18 protein-coding genes are annotated in these 20,081 nt (G+C 40.5%); 5 read left to right on the forward strand and 13 right to left on the reverse strand.

Features of this window, described 5'->3' with window-relative positions:
• Positions 1-137: helix-turn-helix domain-containing protein (locus ACTWPM_RS13275; RefSeq protein ID WP_443133594.1), on the reverse strand; the 137-nt coding region annotated here is incomplete at its 3' end.
• Positions 138-443: 306 nt separating this feature from the next.
• Between ACTWPM_RS13275 and ACTWPM_RS13280 the strand changes: the two genes are divergently transcribed.
• Together ACTWPM_RS13280 and ACTWPM_RS13285 are read left to right on the forward strand one after the other, a co-directional pair.
• The gene (locus ACTWPM_RS13280; protein ID WP_443133510.1) at positions 444-1,541 is read left to right on the forward strand and encodes a GGDEF domain-containing protein; all 1,098 of its coding nucleotides are present in this window, start codon (positions 444-446) and stop codon (positions 1,539-1,541) included.
• Between the two features lie 166 nt (positions 1,542-1,707).
• Positions 1,708-3,123, forward strand: a complete 1,416-nt coding sequence (locus tag ACTWPM_RS13285) for a hypothetical protein (RefSeq protein WP_443133511.1) — start codon at positions 1,708-1,710, stop codon at positions 3,121-3,123.
• 333 nt (positions 3,124-3,456) lie between these two features.
• Here the strand turns inward: ACTWPM_RS13285 and ACTWPM_RS13290 are convergent, their stop codons facing one another.
• Positions 3,457-4,962, reverse strand: coding sequence for a flagellin N-terminal helical domain-containing protein (locus ACTWPM_RS13290; RefSeq protein ID WP_443133512.1), 1,506 nt, complete (start codon positions 4,960-4,962; stop codon positions 3,457-3,459).
• Between the two features lie 395 nt (positions 4,963-5,357).
• Between ACTWPM_RS13290 and ACTWPM_RS13295 the strand changes: the two genes are divergently transcribed.
• Positions 5,358-6,338, forward strand: a complete 981-nt coding sequence (locus ACTWPM_RS13295; RefSeq protein ID WP_443133513.1) for a hypothetical protein — start codon at positions 5,358-5,360, stop codon at positions 6,336-6,338.
• Positions 6,339-6,375: 37 nt separating this feature from the next.
• A complete protein-coding gene (locus ACTWPM_RS13300) occupies positions 6,376-7,152 on the forward strand; it encodes a hypothetical protein (protein WP_443133514.1) in 777 nt (258 codons plus the stop codon).
• Positions 7,153-7,968: 816 nt separating this feature from the next.
• Here ACTWPM_RS13300 and ACTWPM_RS13305 read toward each other — a convergent pair.
• From ACTWPM_RS13305 to gabT, 6 genes are all read right to left on the reverse strand, one after another.
• Positions 7,969-8,499 carry a GNAT family N-acetyltransferase gene (locus ACTWPM_RS13305; protein WP_443133515.1) on the reverse strand — a complete coding sequence of 177 codons (531 nt, stop codon included), beginning with the start codon at positions 8,497-8,499 and terminating at the stop codon, positions 7,969-7,971.
• The gene (locus ACTWPM_RS13310; RefSeq protein WP_443133516.1) at positions 8,456-8,647 is read right to left on the reverse strand and encodes a hypothetical protein; all 192 of its coding nucleotides are present in this window, start codon (positions 8,645-8,647) and stop codon (positions 8,456-8,458) included. Before ACTWPM_RS13310 ends, ACTWPM_RS13305 begins: the two co-directional genes overlap by 44 nt.
• A 366-nt stretch (positions 8,648-9,013) precedes the next feature.
• Complete coding sequence (locus ACTWPM_RS13315; protein WP_443133517.1) at positions 9,014-9,784, reverse strand: hypothetical protein; 771 nt, start codon at positions 9,782-9,784, stop codon at positions 9,014-9,016.
• 482 nt (positions 9,785-10,266) lie between these two features.
• The gene (locus tag ACTWPM_RS13320) at positions 10,267-11,658 is read right to left on the reverse strand and encodes an APC family permease (RefSeq protein WP_443133518.1); all 1,392 of its coding nucleotides are present in this window, start codon (positions 11,656-11,658) and stop codon (positions 10,267-10,269) included.
• 328 nt (positions 11,659-11,986) lie between these two features.
• Complete coding sequence (locus tag ACTWPM_RS13325) at positions 11,987-13,381, reverse strand: NAD-dependent succinate-semialdehyde dehydrogenase (RefSeq protein WP_443133519.1); 1,395 nt, start codon at positions 13,379-13,381, stop codon at positions 11,987-11,989.
• 21 nt (positions 13,382-13,402) lie between these two features.
• A complete protein-coding gene (gabT, locus tag ACTWPM_RS13330) occupies positions 13,403-14,710 on the reverse strand; it encodes a 4-aminobutyrate--2-oxoglutarate transaminase (protein ID WP_443133520.1) in 1,308 nt (435 codons plus the stop codon).
• A gap of 111 nt (positions 14,711-14,821) precedes the next feature.
• On the opposite strand from gabT, the gene gabR reads away from it, so the two are divergent.
• Complete coding sequence (gene gabR / locus ACTWPM_RS13335; protein WP_443133521.1) at positions 14,822-16,234, forward strand: MocR-like transcriptional regulator GabR; 1,413 nt, start codon at positions 14,822-14,824, stop codon at positions 16,232-16,234.
• Between the two features lie 125 nt (positions 16,235-16,359).
• Here the strand turns inward: gabR and ACTWPM_RS13340 are convergent, their stop codons facing one another.
• The 5 genes from ACTWPM_RS13340 to hpaD all read right to left on the reverse strand — a co-directional run bounded on the left by ACTWPM_RS13340 (position 16,360) and on the right by hpaD (position 20,075).
• Positions 16,360-16,596: a hypothetical protein gene (locus tag ACTWPM_RS13340; protein WP_443133522.1), complete on the reverse strand. Its 237-nt coding sequence runs from the start codon at positions 16,594-16,596 to the stop codon at positions 16,360-16,362.
• A gap of 176 nt (positions 16,597-16,772) precedes the next feature.
• The gene (hpaI, locus tag ACTWPM_RS13345; RefSeq protein WP_443133523.1) at positions 16,773-17,690 is read right to left on the reverse strand and encodes a 2,4-dihydroxyhept-2-ene-1,7-dioic acid aldolase; all 918 of its coding nucleotides are present in this window, start codon (positions 17,688-17,690) and stop codon (positions 16,773-16,775) included.
• Positions 17,691-17,712: 22 nt separating this feature from the next.
• Positions 17,713-18,588: a cytidyltransferase gene (locus ACTWPM_RS13350; protein WP_443133524.1), complete on the reverse strand. Its 876-nt coding sequence runs from the start codon at positions 18,586-18,588 to the stop codon at positions 17,713-17,715.
• Between the two features lie 18 nt (positions 18,589-18,606).
• Positions 18,607-19,065, reverse strand: a complete 459-nt coding sequence (locus tag ACTWPM_RS13355; RefSeq protein ID WP_443133525.1) for a flavin reductase family protein — start codon at positions 19,063-19,065, stop codon at positions 18,607-18,609.
• A gap of 29 nt (positions 19,066-19,094) precedes the next feature.
• Positions 19,095-20,075, reverse strand: coding sequence for a 3,4-dihydroxyphenylacetate 2,3-dioxygenase (gene hpaD, locus ACTWPM_RS13360; RefSeq protein WP_443133526.1), 981 nt, complete (start codon positions 20,073-20,075; stop codon positions 19,095-19,097).
• Positions 20,076-20,081: the final 6 nt, after the last annotated feature.

Genomic DNA, 20,081 nt, shown 5'->3' on the forward strand with positions numbered 1-20,081 from the left:
TTGTAGGCACTGCTCCATTCAGAGAGGAAATGATTGAAGACAAAACGAGCGCAACCGATTGTCTTAGCGATGAGCGATTCTTGGGTTTTATTTGGATAGATACGAAAGTTATACGCTTTATGCCTCAACCTTTCCACCTCCTAATCAGGAACGTATGTTCTCTTTTTAGGATATCACGGAGGGGAGAATATTCAAAGGCATTCGCCTTACGGCGACGGCATTCATCTCCCCCTTACCACCGGTCTTCGACACGGCGCTTGAAGAGGGAGCCTTCTGCCGATGAATGATAAAAATTGTCGTTCCGTGCAGAAAAACAGAAAATAATAGCACATTGACCTATTTAAACACCTTATAAATTGGGTATATAATACCTATACAAACATTTGATATAGGTTATTATTCACATGCAAAAATAAATATTTTTTCACAGGGGAGAACCTTATATGATCCTGAAAGAACTGATTTCTAATTTAGCCATCCTGGTGGCTATCTTATTTGTATATACCCAGTTAACCAACTCTTCCCCTCTGAGACGAACTTCATCAAGACGGCAGAAAATCACTGCCGGCATCCTCGCAGGTATATTGAGTAACGTTTTGATGCTGTACAGCATGCCTATGGACAGCGTCATCATCGATTTACGGCACATTCCGGTGGTCTTAATGTCCTATTACGGCGGCAGCATCCCCGCCCTGATCACTATGGTGATGATCATTATCGGCCGATTTTTATTCGGGTTCACTACCCAGGCGGTATTGGCCATCATTTTTATTGGCGGGACGACGCTTCTGACCCTTTTCATTACAAGACTCGAATTATCTAAAATGAAGAAGGTTTTCCTGGCGCTGACTTTGTCCAATCTTATTTTTACTATCATGTTAACCTTTCTTTCACTTCGTATAGATACACTGATTTCCTTTGTTCTTTCCTATTGGAGCATATCGTATCTCGCCGGCTTTCTATCTTTCTATGTCGTTGAGTATGTACGCAGAAATCAGAGAATCTTAAATAAATATAAGTCGGAGTCCGTAACCGACGGGCTAACAGGTCTGAACAATGTCCGCAAATTTGACCAATTATTTAACAATGTCTGCACCGAGGCGCAGGATAGAGATGAAAAAGTTTCTTTACTGTATATTGATATCGACCACTTTAAGAAAGTGAACGATACTTACGGACACATCGAAGGTGATCAGGTCCTGGTCGAATTGAGTCATATTCTAACCAGCACCGTCCGCACCTTTGATCACGTCAGCCGAAATGGCGGCGAAGAATTCACCGTGATTCTCCTCGACTGCCCTGCACAGCGGGCCGAAGAAATCAGTGAACGGATCCGGAAAAAGGTTCAAAATCATTCCTTTCGATTGGCTACGGGCGAGTCCATAACTATTACCGTATCCATTGGTATTGCCTGTTATGACGAAACAACGAACACGCCGCAATTACTCATTGTAGAAGCCGATCAGGCACTTTATGAAGCGAAACAATCCGGTAGAAATCTGGTCTACCTATCCAATAAGTTCGCGCGCGAGCATGTGTAAAGCTGCCCGGAAGTCTATTCTTAGACGATCCGGACAGCTTTATTTTTTTATGTAAAAAGGAAGCTGTTTCCGCGCGTGCTGTACGTAGAGCACAATCTCAGCTAATTGAAGTCTCCTGTGATAAGATGTGTTACGTACATATTGAACCACGATTGGAGCATTTATAATGGTACAACTAGCCAAACGAGGTTATACCTTATTTATAACTTTATATGTCCTGATGCATTTTGTTGTCTATTTCACAGGCGGAGAAACGCTTTCCCCGGTGCTTTCCTTATTCGGGCTTACCGCCTTCCTACTCGGCTACTTTTTCCTGCCGATGAAACAGGCAGCCATATCGCTGTTACTACTTGTGATCGCCTTGATCATTCACCTGACAGCAGGGACTTCCTTAATCGAAGCGACCGTGTCCGGCTTTACGGTGATGAGCGGACTGATCGCTCTCTTACTGATCGTCCCGACGATCAGCTGGGTATTAGAAGAAAAGCCCTACATTGAAGCGGTTATTAACTTCGCGCAGAACCTGCTGAATACGAGCCGCAAGTTCTATTTCGGCATGATGGTTATCACGCAGATCATCTCTTACTTCCTATTATTCGGTTCCATCCCGATGGTCTACGGAATGATCGACGATTTTTTGGAAAATCAAAAAGGAGAAGTATGGGAGAATTATAAAGGAACCGCCCTGCTGCGCGCGTTTTCCCTGACCACCATGTGGGTCGTCAGCATTCCAAGCTTTATCTTCGCCGTACAGGCGCTTGGAGCGTCCCTCGGTTTATCTATCCTGCAGGGATTTGTCATCGCCGTTGCCGGTACCCTGTTGTCCGTTCTCTTCTCCCATTTTCAAGAACGTCATTATGGCGTCGATCTTACAGCAGGGATCCAGGAGGAACTCGCAAAGATTGAAGAAGAAAAGAAAGAAGATCCAAACGGAAATCGCGATGCGCTCGAATTCGGTCTCTTATTCGTCACGTTATTCGGCTCTATCTTTCTATTAAATGCCGTTTGGCCCGTGGATCTCTTGCTGATTATCCCAATCGTTATCGTCGCCTGGGTCCTTCTCTACTTTATCGTCCGCCGCAGAAGCAGCGCGATTGCAGAGAATGGAAAAACGTATGTCGGAAAAAGCATTCCCAACAAAGCTCAGCAGTTCTCAATACTCCTGGCAGCTGGCTTTCTCATTAACGCCGTCAATCAGTCGGGTTACGGCGAGTATATTATCGACGGCTTGTTTTATATTACAGATGCGGTTCCGTTCTTAAACTTCCTATGGGTACTGCCGTTTGTTGTGATCATTCTGGGGTTTATTGGACTCGGTCCGCTCACAGTCATCGTACTCGTCTCCGGTATCCTGCAAGGTGTCGAGCTACCCTATCCACCTGAGATTGTTGTGCTTGGGATTACATCCGGCAGTGTGATTTCGATTATGTTATCGCCGCTGATTTTGCCGTCGATTATTTTGAGTTCGGTGAATAAGCTTAGCATTATTAAGAATGGATTGCTGTTTAACTATAAGTATGCGATTGCGTTTTATGCGATGGTGCAGATTTATCTGCAGTTGTTTGTGGTGTTTTTTATGTAATTAAAAAGAGAGGCTTAGCCAACTAGCATGTTGGTAAGCCTCTCTTTTACTATCTTATTGCCGTTCAGCGGGGCAATTGGTAGAATGCATCACTAATAATAAGGTGGTGGGAAATTAATGGAACAGAAACTTCTTTTTAGTCTATTAGCGATAGCCCTCAAGTTTATTGGGTTTTCCCCCAATAAACGAGGTGTTTTAAAGAGTGCTATTGTACCTCTATCTTAATCTATTACATTCGAATAATAGACACTTTAAAGAAGAGAGAGTGATTAATCAACATATATCAACCCTAAAGAAAGCCCACTCATTGAGTGGGCTTTCTTTAGATTATTATTAACGTAACAGTTGTAGAACACCCTGTGGTTGTTGATTTGCTTTTGCAAGCATAGCTTGAGAAGCCTGAGCAAGAATAGAAGATTTCGTTTGGTTCATCATTTCTTTAGCCATGTCTACGTCTCTGATACGAGATTCCGCAGCCGTAAGATTTTCGGAGGATGTTCCAAGGTTATTAATAGTATGATCTAGACGGTTTTGAATCGCCCCCATTTTTGATCTTTCTTCAGATACTGTTTTTATAGCATCATCAATCCTAGAAATTGCCGAGGATGCATCATCCTGTGATAGAACGCTAATTCCACCAGCAACATATGCTTCTGAACTTACTGATCCGTCACTATTTAATGTGGCAGCATAGGATGAATCACTTTGTATAGTAACTCCAACTCCGGTAGAACCATTTGCTAATAATGAAGCAGAGTTTGCACTAACATCTTTTGTAACTTCTAATCCATTACCAAAGTCAATATTTGAGGCATTTGCTTTAACATTAACAGTTGTAGCATTAGAAGCCGAATCTGTAAATGTAACATCAATTGTACCAGCATCTTCACCCACATCTTTGGAACCTTCAGTTAGCTTTAAATTTGTAGTAACTGAGTCATCAGAACTTGCTAAAACTTCAATACTTGAACTACTCCCACTAGTTACTGAACTAAGTGTAAAGGTTCCTGTTGTTTGATTAGCGTAGGTTTGACCTGTGGTACCTAATTCAGTATTAGCAGCTGCATTAATTTTAGTTGCCACCGCTGCTGCATCGGCTTCATTTCCATCTAGTGCAACTACTACATTGGTACCATCAATTTTGAGCTCCAATGATCCTGCAGCAGAAAAATCTGTAGCTTGAGCAGTTCCGGCTACTGAGGCACTAGTATCACTTGATACATCTGTAGCAGTAACCTTACCTGCCCCTGTCGGGATACTACTAGTTGAGTCAAGTGAAGTACTACTCAAACCATAGGAGTTTGAATCCATAGAGGAAACATTTGCATCTCTACTTATACCAAGTGTGTTAGCATCCATCGCATTCAAACTAAATTCAATACTTTGCCCTTCGTTGGCACCAATTTGAAAAGTATTTTTTAAGCCACCTGCAAGTAGATTTTGAGTATTGAATTCACTATTGTTCGAAATTCTTGTTACTTCTTTAGCTAATTCATCTACCTCAGATTGAATTTTCATTCTATCATCTTCAGTAGCTGTATCGTTAGCAGATTGAACTGATAATTCACGCATACGTTGCAGGATACTATGTGTTTCATTCAATGCGCCTTCAGCAGTTTGAATCATTGAGATACCATCCTGGGCATTACTCTGCGCTTGTTCCAAACCACGAATCTGTCCACGCATTTTTTCGGAAATTGCAAGACCAGCTGCATCATCAGAAGCGTTGTTAATTCGTAGACCTGAAGATAATTTCTGCATCGAATCAGAGTTAGCTTGGTTTGCATTACCTAATTGACGATATGTGTTAAGCGCTGCGATATTGTGATTTATTCTCATTTTAAAATTTCCTCCTTGAAATTAAGTAATCCCACATCCTTGTGGCATCCTATAGGTACAAAACAAAGTCGGCCGACTTATGTAATGTTTTACATTACTTATATCGACCGACTTTCCGATATTTTTAATCTTTGTTTGTGAGTTATGTCAAAAATAGAGCATAGATGAGCTTTAACTAAGCAATTTTTCCGTGTACTCAAAAGTAAAAATGAAGCCGAGTGCAACTTCATGGCGCTTGGTAAGAAGAGTTAGGACTTTTATATACCATAGTAAAACGAGCTAGGTCTTTATAGCTTCAATTTAGATAAGGAATATTATGTAGAAAATGCAAACTTTATCTAGTATAATAGTAATGAGAAAAACTAGTCTAACCATACTAGAAATCGGAGGTAGTTATGGCTTATTTGTACTATGCAAAAGTGAACGTGAATTCAAATATTCATGAAGTATCACAAACCAAAGAAGGCATTCCCAAAATAATGAAGCGAGTGTTCGACGAACTCAATGACGAAACTGAATTCACTATTAATGATACCAAGAACTTCTTAGATGATTCTGGTGATGAACGTGAAATTGTTAAAAGTGAAACATACAACTTTTCTTTGTTGAATAAAGTGAATGAGGTAAATGATTTTTACATAACCGGAGAATTAGTGCGTAGATTCCCTATGAGGGCAGAGCGATTCGATGACGAATCAAGAATTTCAAAATCGGTAGTTTATGAGAACAATTCTGTTAGCACAAATTTTCTTTTTGATATGAGGTCTGAAATAGTTGTCTTTTTTGAAAGAAGTAAACTAGGGTACAACCAATTCATGGAAGGTTTTAATGGTTTGCTTAATGAGCATATAACGGATATAGGATTTGAGATCTTTTTAGAAAAGGATAAACTCTCTATACGTGAGCGTATCAAGATGATTAAGAAGGTTCGAAAAATTAGCTCTACTATTATTCCCCCTAATGCGAACGAAGAACCGCTCCAAGAGCTATTTGATAAGCAATCAGATAAGATGGCTAGAGCAAATGTGACTAAGTCTACTAATGTGTTCGAATCGAATAAAAGAAGTGAGAGGGGTATAGATGTTGACTCAGAGGAAATATCAAACACTATAGATCTGAGTGAGGCTTTTAGCGAAAGAGGGTATGGTAAACTCCAAGTCGAAGGGGAAAATAGTAAGGGGTTAGAAGTAAGTTACGATTCTGACAAGGACTCCCCATTTCAAACCACTATATCAGAAAAACAAAAAAATAACTTAGAAGATTTTGTGGACAAGGCAAAAAAAGGTATATCCAACCTCTTAGGGAAGCAAACTGTAGATAGAGTGAAAAGGGAAAGTGAAAATCAATCTAAAGATCAACCTCATAATAAACAATAAGTTAATATGAGTTGATTTTGAAAGTTGGTAAATTATAATGGGATCTCCATTTATCAAAAACTTTAATTACAACGCGTTAAAAAAAGAAGTTCAAGCTAAAAACTATGTGTTTGATTACAAAAAGTTCGAGGTTTATTTTTCTACAATCATAGCCACTATTTTGAGTTTACTCCTATACATTATAGTTGTTTTCTCAAACCATGCCCAGCTAATTAACTTACTAAATAAGTCACAGGGAATAATACTTAATACTACTTTTGGATTACTTGGGCTGTTAGGATTTATTATAAGTGGATTAGCTATTATTTCTGGAACTATTAGTAATAAGGTTACTTCAGAGATGATTAAAGTTGACGCATTTAGACCTCTACTTTCAATATTATTTAGTTTTTACTTTTTGGGAAGATTTATTGGGGTTACTATCTGCTTTTATATTTTCACATATTTTGTAATAGTATTACCTTTCGAATTTCATTTAGTCTCTTATCTTGTACTATCTTGGTTATTAACCTATTGCTTATTTTTTACAATATTCTTTGCAGTTTCTCTTTTAGGGACTTGTATAAATGTATTTCAACTTAGTTTTCTTTATTCAAGTACATCAAGTACCAATTACAATATAAGCTCTACTGACGCAATAGAAGAGCACTTTAAAGATGTGAGAATTAACACTTTGACTGCCATATTAATCAATAAAGTTGGAGTTACTAAAGAAGAATTCACTGATAAATTGGTAGCACTTATTAATGAAGATTGTCCAGATGAATATAAGGAAGAAGTCATTAAAAAAGCCAAAGAATATTATAAATTTTGATATCTTGTAAATGCCAAAGAGCAAGTAAAAGCTCATAAAATTAAATTTTGATTTATACCCCTAGTATGTACTATATATATTATGGTGATGCTCAAGTTTTGAGATCTGATCCCCAGTACATTTACGCATTAAAGTAATAGATATCGTTGTAATTATAGAACAAAAAACAACCAGTTCTTAGTTAAACACAACTGTTAACACTGGTAATCATAAACTATTAAGATGGTGCCTGACCCCCAGTGTTAATGTATTAACGCCCTAGGGGTCAGGCACCGTTGTAAACGGCAGCTAAGGAGGGGTTGTGCGGTTTTAGATAATTCCTACACTCATCAAAAAATGAGATAGATGTTCATCTTAACTACAAGGTATTTGTTAAATGAGTCCTCAATCGCGGGAATAATGTAATCTGTTTTTTCATCTTAAATTTAATTTATTTGTTAAAATAAGCTGTCAGCATGCGTTTTTCAGTTAGTCTCATTTTCATCTTACCTGTAAGTTATGTAAGGGGCTTTGTAAGGAAATCCTTACATTTTGGCGCACATTCACTATATAAAATAAATAATAGAAGATAAGACGTAAAAACCCTTATACAATCGGTGTTCCAAATTTAAGTTATTAGTATGAACAAAAAAGCCCCTTCTAAGGAGGCGGGCTCTATCTCTTTCTGCATTCTTTTTTTAACTTATTATTTTTAGCTTTTTTTCGAAACTTCTCAGCATCCTTACCTTTTACTTTAGGTTTATTTCTCTTTAAATGTCCTATTATTATCACCTCATTGAAACCTATGAGATGACAAACTCTATTAGAACTGTTTTCTTAAGAGACTTCCAAATATTCGTTAACTACTTCCTCGTCAAACAAATCTAATAACATTGATACTACGGTAGAGGGATTACTTTCGTTTATTTCCTCCTCAATCAAGTAATCAAACCCTATACGATAATACCATTCCCAGTATTCATAGATGGATTCAATAGTTATGAAACGATCATTAAATGCATAAGCATTATCTATGATACTTTTAATAATATAAGAACCTATACCCAGTCCTTGTTTATCTTTTGCAATTGCTAACCTGGCTATTTCTAAAGTAGTGTTATGACCTACTTCATCTTCAGATAAACCTTCAATATTAAGTTTTTCTCTAGTTAACGTATAATAACCAACTAATTCGTCATTTAAGAATACTAAACTAGTACTAGCTTCTCTAGAAATATCGGCAAAATAGGCTTCTCTCTTCAGAAAAGAATTCATAGAAGGATTGTTACAATCAAATTCTTTCAAGAGCCTAACGTCTTCAATTTTAATAGATCTTACTATAAGTTCCTCTGGATTTATCACTTTCATAATTAGCATCCTCTAAGTTTTGTAAATACTCTTCGGTCTTTCTTAATGTATGCTGCCTGATAAACTTATTATTATTGTTTGTTTTTTTAATAAATCGTTGGGCGTCTCTTCCAGTAACTTTTGGTTTTTCCCTCAATTTTACTCTCATAATGTCGCCCTCCTAAAATATTATATTAAATCTATCTTTATCATAACATATAGTTAACAATTACAAGATAATTTTGTAAGTATCTAAGTGCATCGAAGTGTATCTACCGCTTACTAAAGTAATCATAATAGAATCTTCATACCTCTTTCTATATGGGTCCTTTTAACAAAACATATCGAACAATCTCACCTTCCCCTTTTATACAAAATAATTCGACGGAAGGAGGGATTTTCCTGCAAGTTTATATAAGTTGCGGTATCTTCAAATGATGAACTGCAAGTCATCGCTACCCATATTGTCTTCGATTACCTTTCTCTTAACCTTACCATCTACTATTTTATGAAATGATAAAGAAACCCTTATGAGTTATTGCAAGTTTACAAAGACTTTGTCGTAACGATCCTCATAATATTCATTGTTGAGTGAATCTCTATGAGCAACCTGCTTTAAATACTTATAATCACTAGGCATATTCTTTATTATATAAAGAGCGGAAGGAAATTCTTGAATTTCTGTGTTCTTAATTAATTCAATTTCAACATCTTTTGTTGAGTATAGAACCCTAAAAAACACCACCAAACTTCCCAAAAGCACATTCTTTTGATCTGATACAGGACCAGATCTATTTTTCCAAAGTTTATTCTTTAAAAATATGATGTACTCATACTCATTGAATTTCTTTCCATTTTCATAAGCATGCAAAAGAGCCCCCACAAAGTTTTCTAAGATTATATTCCCCTCCACTATATTCATAACATTTTCAACTTTTAAAGTTTTATCATTATTGCTCTGAATACCTGATAGCATTAGCTCCATTTGTGGAAGTAAATTTTCTTGATTTACTTTTACGTCAGTCACATTAGCAGCTATTTTATTTATATCTATAGATTGTAATTCTTTTGTGGAGACATCCACCCTCTCCGCTGAATCTTTCAATTTAGACATCATTGTTGATTGAGTAATTCCTTGATAGGCTGTCATAAAAATAGCTAATGCCCCAATAATTATAGATAACAATGTTGCACCAAAAGCCAAATCTGTGTTTAGTTCTTCACTAGAAAAGAATAGAACAGATAAAAATACAATTATTAAAGTAGAAATTACAAGACCATAAATTAAATGTAATTTGCTTACCAAATTATCCCCTACCAAACCATATATTACACTATATTGGTGGATTAAATAAAAAAACAGCCCAAAGGATGCCTGATTATTACATTTTTATTTTGTTCAATGAATTATTTTATTGGAAGCCATTAGCTCTATATATTAGGTTTACTAACTCTTTCAACTTCTCGTTAGTTTTGGGGTCTGACCCCCAATACGTTATTGTATTAAAGTGATGGATATCGGTATAATTATAGTTCTTAGGTAATCACAACTGTTAATGTTGGTAACCATGAATCCATGGGCTGACCCATCTAAAACTCAGCACACTAAGAAATATTAAAGTAAAGAGTAGAACTAACAGCTTTTCCTCAACATAAAAATAACTCCCTCATTGTTATTTGAAGCGAATGAGGGAGTTTTAGATCTTATTGTATTCTTTTGAACGCAGTTAATAGATCCAATTTAAGATCGAGAGACTCCTGTCAGCAGAAAATCTACCTTTCTATCCTTTATAAAGCCTTCTCCTCAGAAGAACTCATTTCCTTCTGATACGTTCCACGCAACATCTGAATGAAGAAATAAGCACCCAGTAAAGTCCACCCTGCTACCATAATCCATTCATACGGCCAGATAAGACTTGCCGGCATACCAGGGAAATATAAAATAATGAACCCTAAACTTAATACTAGAGCTAAGTAGCCAAAGATTGGTGATTTTGCTGCACGAAATGGTCGCTCCATCTCAGGCTTCTTTTTCCTTAATACAATAAAAGAAAGTGCTACGAAGAAATAGGCGATGACAATTCCTAAGCCGCCAGCGTCTACAATCCATACAAGTGCTGACCGCCCTAATAGTGGTGCTAGCATAGAAAGGATGCCGATAAATAAGATGGAATTCGATGGTGTGTGGTACTTCGGATGCAAGTAACCGAACCATGCGGGTAGCATTCCGGATTTCGCCATCGCATAAAGGACGCGGCTACCTCCAATAATGAAAGAGTTCCAACTTGTAATAATACCAGCTACACCGCCAAGAATCAGAATTTGTGCAAAGGTATTTGAATTAAAAAGCGCTCCCATCGCATCTGCAGAAGCGAGTTGTGAATTCGCCAGCTGGGCCGGATTTAAACCTAATCCCACGCCTAAAGCAATGGCAAGGTAAAATAAGACGGCACTGCTTACAGATACAATCAATAGTGTACCAATTTTCCTTCGAGGAAGATTAGCTTCTTCCGCCACCTGTGGAATGACATCGAATCCTACAAATAAAAAGGGGACCATGACTAACACGGTCATGATACCGCTTGCACCTCCAACAAAGAATGGAGACAGATTACCTGGGTCTCCAAGGAAGGCCGAACCAAAAATTAATATGAGTCCTACGGCAATAATCATTAAAGTAAAAACCGTTTGCAGAACGGCTGCTTGCTTTAAACCGATGTAATTAATGAACGTAATAATTAAGGCGCCAACTGAACCAATCAACACCCAATTTAAGTGAACATCCCAGCCAGCAATGGTCCAAAGGTAACCAGCCTGATAATCAGGCAGTAAGTAGTCAATGACTGTTGGGAGAGCCACGGCCTCAAAAGTTGCTACGGATACATACCCAAGGGTGATCGCCCAGGACGCTACAAAAGAGTACTTTGCTCCTAATGCCTTATGAACATATTCATGTTCTCCCCCAACTTTGGGCATTGCTGAGGCGAGTTCTGCATAGTTTAACCCCACACAGATGACAAGAAATCCACCAATGACAAAAGCTATAACCGCTCCCATTGAGCCTGCTTCCGTAATCCACGTACCAGAGAGCACCACCCATCCCCAGCCAAGCATGGCTCCGAGGGCCAGGAATAATAAATCAAAGTTTGACAGGACTTTCTTTAATTTTTGTTCTTTCATTGAAATGTCCTCCTTGGTTTGTGCTAAAAATTTTTCTTTACTTAACAAGTAACTATCTGATAGTTACATTCCAATCACTTATTGTATATAACGCATAAATTACTACGATTTAATGGAAATCTATGTATTATCTTCGTTGTTTTAATATTCAGTAAATTAAAGCTAAAAATTTATAGTATTCGTTGCAAATAACGTCTTAAATACCTTGTACCTTTGTGAAGTGGACAAGCACTAGTAGAATTGCACTTGCCCCACCAACCATGAATACTAAAAGTTTCAAACTAGTTGGTTTTGAACAAGAAATAACTCTTTCCACGACTTAAGAAAACTATTCAATGCCACCGATGGAAAGATACTTCGTTTCAATGTAAGGCTCGATCCCCTCAGAACCACCTCCACGTCCAATGCCGCTCTCTTTCATACCACCGAACGGCGCATGTGCGGCAGACGGTGCACCATCATTCCAGCCGAGAATCCCGAACTTCAGATGCTCTTGGTAGTAGATACCCGTTCGATAATCATTGGTGAAAAAGTAAGCGGCCAGCCCGAACGGGGTATTGTTGGCAATGTCCACCGCTTCTTCATTCTCGCGGAAAGTCGTCAATGGAATAACCGGACCGAACGTTTCCTCCTGCATGATGTCCATGCCTTCCCCAACGTTTTCGAGTACAGTAGGATGAACAAAATAATACCCTTTTTCATCGTCTTTATCGTATTGGTGACCGTAGAGAACCTTTGCACCCTTATCCACGGCATCTTCAATTTGCGTATGGATTTTTTCATAACCAGCTGCATTAATCACAGGACCAACATCTGTCTGCTCAACCAGCCCATTTCCGACCTTCAGCTCTTTGACGCGTCCAGTAAGCTTCTCTGAAAATTCATCAGCAATTGATTCATGGACGAGCACGCGATTCGCGCAGATACACGTCTGCCCGGCGTTTCGGAACTTTGAAGCAAGCGTCTGGTCGACAGCGAAATCGATATCGGCGTCTTTGGCTACGATAAGCGGAGCATGTCCTCCTAGTTCCATGGATACGTGCTTCATCGTTGCCGCACTGTTTTTCATTAATAATTTACCGACGGGCGTGGAGCCGGTAAAAGTAATCTTACGGACCAGTGGACTATCTGTAAAAATCGGCCCCACCTCTGCCCCATAGCCATTCACGTATTGAACCACATCTTCTGGGATTCCAACTTCATGTGCCAATTGCACAAGTCTGATCGTCGTGAGCGGCGTTTCTTCAGCAGGTTTCACCACGAACGTGCAGCCGGCAGCTAACGCAGGAGCAGCTTTTCTCGTCATCATCGCAGCCGGGAAGTTCCACGGTGTGATAGCGGCAACGAGCCCGACAGGCTCTTTGGTTACAACAATGCGTTTGGTTTCTGAGTGAGAAGGAATCGTTCGGCCGTAGATTCGTTTCGCTTCTTCCGCATACCAATCGATATAGCTTGCCGCATAGGCGACTTCTCCACGTGATTCTTTAAGCGGCTTTCCGCTTTCAAGCGTCATCACTTCCGCCAGCTGTTCCGTTTCTTCTTTAATTTTGGCAGACCATTTTTTAAGTAGATTAGACCGCTCATGAGCATTCACTTTTGACCACGATTTGAATGCCTCATCTCCCTGCCTTAAGGCTGTTTCAATATCTGCAGCTGAGGTCACATCTACCTCTTTCAAAATATTCCCGGTTGCCGGGTTTTTCACTTGGATTGTATTCCCCATAAATCCTCTTCCTTTCTTGTATTAGTCTGCCGCTTCGTCAAAAGCCTGTTCTAAAATCGTCAGTCCTTCATTCAATTCCTCATCCGTGATCACAAGTGGTGTAAGAAAACGAACCACATTTCCTTTTACACCAGCGGAAAGCAGCAGCAGTCCATTATTGTTGGCATAGGAAGTGATCGCACCCGTTTTGGCTTTGTCCGGGTTACCTTCCGCATCGATAGTTTCTACCGCGACCATTGCGCCAAGCCGACGGATATCCCCAAGGTAATCGTGGCGAGATTTTAGTTCCACTAATTTATCTTCCAGTGTAGCACCAATCTGTTCCGCTTTATCGCTTAGATTTTCCTCTTCCATAACATCAATGACAGCAAGAGCCGCTTCGCAGGCTACCGGATTCCCGGCATAAGTTCCGCCGAGTTCCCCTGGAGAGGAAGCATCCATGATTTCTGCTTTTCCGACGACAGCACTTAACGGCATGCCTGCTGCGAGGGATTTCGACAACGTCATCACATCCGGCGCGATATCGAAATGTTCACTTGCGAATAACCTTCCTGTACGGGCGAAACCAGTCTGGATTTCATCAGCCACAAAAACAATGCCGTGCTCGCTGCAGAAGTCTCTTACTTCCTGTACAAAGCGTTTCGGAGGAATAATGAAACCGCCTTCACCTTGGACCGGCTCCATCACGATACAGGCTACCGTTTCCGGTGCGACCGCAGTGACAAAATACTCCTTAAAGCGCATGATACTGTAGTCAATATATTCCTCATCCGTCATCTGCTCAGGTTTATTGGACATATAAGGATAGGGAGCCTGATAAATTTCCGGAGTATAAGGACCGAAATTATATTTATATGGCTTTACTTTACTCGTCATTCCCATCGTCAGATTCGTACGTCCGTGGAATGCACGTTCAAAGGAAACAACAGCCTGGCGATTGGTATATTTTCTCGCCACTTTGACCGCATTTTCTACAGCCTCGGCTCCGGAATTAAACAGCATCGCCATTTTATCGAATGAACCAGGCGTAATCGTGCACAACTTTTCCGCCAGATTGATGTAGCTGTCATACATAATCACGTTAAAGCCTGGATGAAGGTAGCGGTCCGCCTGATTCTTGACGGCTTCCGTCACCTTTGGATGTGTGTGCCCTACATTAAGCGTACCGATGGCTCCAGCAAAATCAATCCATTCACGACCTTCATTATCGAATACTCTTGCTCCTCTTGCATAGTCGGCTATATTGGTATTACCATTCCCTATCCCTTTTGGTATGTATTTCTTTCTTTTTCTTTGCAAGTCATCTTTGTTCACTGTTTTATTGGTCACTGCTGATCCCTCCCTGAATTTTATAGATTATTATGACAATTTTCTGATACAATTAAAAGTACCAGATTTTAAATAATAATGGGGCCAGATACATACGAGGAGGAGCTATGTTTGTTTTTCCATATTGAAAAAGGAGCCGAACAACCGGCCATCTACAAACAGATTTATATTCATTTGAGAGATCTAATCCTCGATGACCAGCTCAGCAAAAAGAAACTCCCTTCCAAACGGAAACTGGCTCAGGATTTGGAGGTAAGTCTCAATTCTGTAGCCCACGCCTATGAACAATTACTGGCGGAAGGTTATATATACAGCGCAGAACGTAAAGGATATTTTGTCGAGGATATTACAAGTTATATTAAAAGAGACGAAGAAGACGTTCCGTTCCCGGAGGAATTGATAGAGGAGGATAGGAATGATAGATATCAGCCCGAGGTTACCTTTTCTCATATTGCTACGGATGCGGAGCACTTTCCATTTAAGAAATGGAGAAAGTACCAGCAGAAAGTCATGGAACATCATCGCACCCAGCTCGCTCTCCTTCCACATCCCCAAGGGCCTTATGAACTTCGCGAATCGATCGCAACTATGATTGCTCTCACCAGAGGCGTCCGCTGCCGGCCCGAACAGATTGTCATCGGATCCGGAACCCAGCCACTGATTCATAAACTCATGTCCTTACAGGCAAAAGATACACAAGTAGCTGTCGAAAACCCGGGGTATCAGCGGTTTTATCATCTACTGAAATACATGGGTTTCCCGGTAAGTCCAGTGGCTTTGGACCAACAAGGAATTTCAATCCAGGCCCTTCGACAAAGTGACCCTCAATGGGTGTTTGTAACGCCCTCACACCAGTTTCCCACTGGCACAATTATGCCGATCAATAGAAGAATAGAGCTTCTAAACTGGGCAGCCGGGTCTCCTGGTCGTTACATTGTGGAAGACGACTATGACAGTGAATTTAAGTACGGAACCGACCATATCCCTTCCCTGCAAAGTCTTGACCAGAACCAGCAGGTCATCTACACCGGAACATTTTCAAAAACGCTGCTGCCGAGCCTGCGGATCAGCTATATGGTTCTTCCTCCGGATTTGTTAAAAAGCTACCGGAATGCTTTTGGTGATTGGATCGACGGACCTTCAGGACTCAACCTGTGGACCTTGAAGTATTTCATTGATGAAGGGGAATACGGGCGACACGTTAAGCGGATGAATGCCTACTACAAAGCAAAGCGGGCTACGCTTATTCGCGAGCTGCGCCAGACCTTTCAAGACAGGATAACCATACACAATATTCCAGCCGGCCTTCATTTTCTAGTAGATATTGAGACTTCTCTTTCCTATAGTGAGATTGAGGAAAGAGCCGAAGAAAATCAAATCATATTATATACGATTCGCCGCTTTTTCTTACAGGATTACGAGATGACGGAGAAAGGAAAGAAAAAACTGGTGATTGGTTTTGCGAATATGGAAGATGATAAGGTACGTGAGTCTGTAAGGCGCTTGGCTTCGATTTTTTCCTAAACCTAACTCGGCTAAGCTAATAGGAATGCGAAACTTAGATGCAATAGTTATAAAAGCCATGCTCCCTATCAGGCGGGAGCGCGGCTTTTAAAAAAACAGCTTCCTGCTCATTATGCTTCTAATACCTACTTAACATTATCCAGGTAAAAAGTATGCCCCTTGAACTCTATCGTCTCTGTCCCTTGTTTAAAGGTTAACTGCTCCTGTTTGGGAGTGAAGTCATCACTAGTTTCATATTCCACTTGAAAATCCTGTCCATCGTCTAACCCACTCACATCAAAAACCTGATAGTGAATTTCATGCCCTTCTGAGCTTTTGGTTACGCCTTTACTTTTCATGGCATCGAAGTGAATGTCAGCCATTGGTTCACCTCCCTCTCCTTGAACAATTTCTTCACGTTCAGCGCTATTTCCTACAGGATCATCACATTAGTAAGGTAAGAAGCTTATTATTTGTTTACGAATGGATTATCTCTACCAAAAAATAAAACGGCTCTTTCCATTTAGTCATAGGAAAGAAACCGCTTTTTCTCACTCACTTATACATATTGAAGGCTTACCCCATACTTATTCAAAGTCTCACGGATTTCATTCTGCAGTCCTTCGGACGGGAGATCCATCGGCAGTCTTAAATGAGGTTCAATTTTGCCCATCATCCCAAGGGCTGCTTTCACAGGCGCTGGATTTGTATCTTTAAACAGGACATCATTCAACTCCATCAATTCATAATGGAGTTTTTGGGCGGTGACGACATCCCCGTCGAACCAGGCATCATGCATCTGGGCTACTTTTCCTGGAAGGACGTTTGCTGTGGCACTGACAGAGCCCACTCCGCCAATTGCAAGCATCGGATAGCAAAGCAGTTCGATACCCGAGAACAGCAGAAAATCACGACCACATTTTAGGAGTACACGATTGACGTGTTCGAAATCTTTGTTTGATTCTTTGACCCCGATGATATTCGGACAGTCTTTGCTCAACTGAGCTAATGTGTCCACATGGAGATTCTGTGCAGTACGTCCCGGAATATTGTACACAATAATCGGGATCTCCACAGAGTCAGCAACCGTTTTGAAGTGCTTGTATAGTGCTTGCTGATTTGGCTTGTTGTAGTAAGGCACGATAACTAACGCTGCGTCCGCTCCGATCTCTTCTGCTTTTTTCGTCAGACGCATCGTCTCATCGTGATTGGTGGAGCCTGTTCCAGGTACAAACGGAACTCTGCCATTAATGGTCTGATGGGCCGTGCGCATGACCTGCACACGTTCTTCTTCTGTTAAAGAGCTAGGTTCCCCCGATGTACCTGTCACCGAAATCGCATGCGTCCCATTCTCCAATTGAAATTCAATTAGACTAGAAAAGGTCTCAAAATCAATGTCATGATTTGCTTTAAAGGGCGTAATGACAGGTGTCATCGAACCTCTTAATTTTGATTTTATCTCTTGATAATCTCTCATCCTATCTCCTCCTTCTTGCTATTTACATACTCATCTCTAATTCTCGTAAATCTCCCTGGGCATGCAGGATGTCCATTTCAAAGTCAGCAATGAAATTGTTCCACTGCAATGCAGCATTCTCAAGATCTCCATGTAGAGTTTCTTCAAAGAAGGTGGTGGTAAGCTCTCCAGGACAGTGGAGCAATGGGACCTCACACATTCCTTTCGCTTGAAACAGATTACTCTTCACGGTCACTTCGTAATGCCCAGGGATCGGCATAAAGTAGGTAGGGTCAAAAGAAAATGTACAGGTTTTTCCTTTGCCTTCCGCTTTGCCCGCCATTTCATAGCTTTTTCCTAGATAGTGGGGAATTTCCTCAACCCTGCCCGTAGAAATGAGCGTCCTCAAAAGAGTAGAGCTTACTTTTTGCTCATGCTTCTCAAATTTTGAAACCGTCGTGACTCCAAATCGGTCCTTACTATCTACAGACAGTTGATTCATATCTCCTTTGCCTTTGAATCCATATTTATAATCAAACCCAGCAACGACGTGCTTACTGTTGAGTCCGCATAGATATTGATCTACAAACTCCTGATGAGGAACTTGGGCGAGCTCCTTGGTAAAATCAACAACATAAAGGATATCAACGCCGAGCTGCTCAAAGATTTTCACTTTTGCAGAAAGCGGTGTTATAAATCTAGTAATAGTCGGTCCTTTTGGAATAACCGAAGAGGGGTGTTGGGCAAAGGTCATAGCTGCAAGTTTTAAACCCTTATCTTTAGCGATTTTTTTCGCTGTACTAATAATCTTCTGATGTCCTAAGTGCACACCGTCAAAGAATCCTAAAGCCAGGACACAGGACTGACTGTTCTCTTGAATGGATGGTGCAATCGGGTGTTTGATAGGGATGGTTATCATCCTTGCCCTCCTCCTTCGTTACGTCATTTGCATATATTTTCCTTCGTAAAACGCAAGCGGGTCCCCATCCTGAATATTTAAATTGATCACTTCGCCTATATAAAGGGTGTGGTCCCCTGCCTCATGGTCCTGATAGACATTACACACCAGACTGACAAGGGAGTCTTTAATGACCGGAAGACCTTCTACCGTTTCAAATTCAACCTGTTTATCTTCTTTAATTTGACCTGCAAAAATCATCGACATTTCTTTTTGATCGCCAGAGAGAATATTCACGGTGAATTGATTAGACTTTTGAATCACTTCATTCATTTTCGCTTTTTTATCAATCGAAACAAGAATTAGCTTGGGATCAAGGGAAACCGACATAAATGCGTTGGCGGTCATTCCATGCACTTGCCCTTCCATTTCAGATACAATCACCGTTACTCCTGTCGTAAACTTCCCCATTGCTGTTCGGAACATTCGATTGTCCATCCTCATCACCTCTAGTTAATTTTTCTTGTTCAAGTTACAAACGTCGGTTTGCGCTTCTTCAATTTCGGCTCTGTCAGCGTTACTTTTTTATTGGAATGAACATTGAGAACTTCTGATGCTTCATTAAACCAGCTATCAGGAGCTTCATGTCCCCAAAACGTCTGACGCATTGGGTCATCGAGATCCCAGCGGACCGGTTTAAAGTCCGGGTCACTAGTTAAATAATCTCCGTTATAGAGCTCAATACGATGTCCATCCGGATCCCTTAAGTAAAGGAACAACGCATTAGATAAGCCGTGTCGTCCAGGACCACGTTCAATCGCTGGACCGTAACCCATCGATGCAAGCACATCACAGCCATCGATCAGATTCATTGGGTCTTTTAGCCAGAAACCGATATGATGGAGCCTTGGTCCCAGCCCATTCATATAAGCAACATCGTGGACACTTGGTTTACGGTGCAGCCAGGCTGCCCATATTTTCTTTTCTTCCCCTTCGGTATATTCCGAACAGGCAAAGCCTAAATCATTGCTATAATGAGCGTATGCTTTTTCTACATCGGTAACCATGCAGTTAAAATGGTCAATCCGCTGCACTTTTGCCCCTTTATGATGGTGATACTTCTGAATCATTCGTTCAGCCTGATCCATTCCCGCATAGTACTCTACAGGTAAACCAGAGGGATCCTGAATTCTCAGAGCCCTCCCTACTGCTTCCTGAGAACCCGCTTCCATCCATCTCAATTCGGTGCCCTGCTTTTCATAAAAAGCAGCCAATTGATCGATGTCTTTCTCAGATTTCACTTTATAGCTGATCACTTCTACGGCAGGACTCTCTCTTTTCTTCAGAACAAGACTATGATGATTATGCTCTTCAAGCCCCCGGAAAAAAATTTGTTCATCATCTGACGCTGTTTCTATGAAACCAAGAGCTTCATAGAAAGCTCTTGATTTCTCTAAGTCTGTGACATGTAAAACGGCGCGGCCCGCACGGATGATATCAAAATCCATGGTCTT

Origin of the sequence: Halobacillus sp. K22 (assembly GCF_052246795.1) — a bacterium.
In the GTDB taxonomy this organism is placed as follows: domain Bacteria; phylum Bacillota; class Bacilli; order Bacillales; family Halobacillaceae; genus Halobacillus.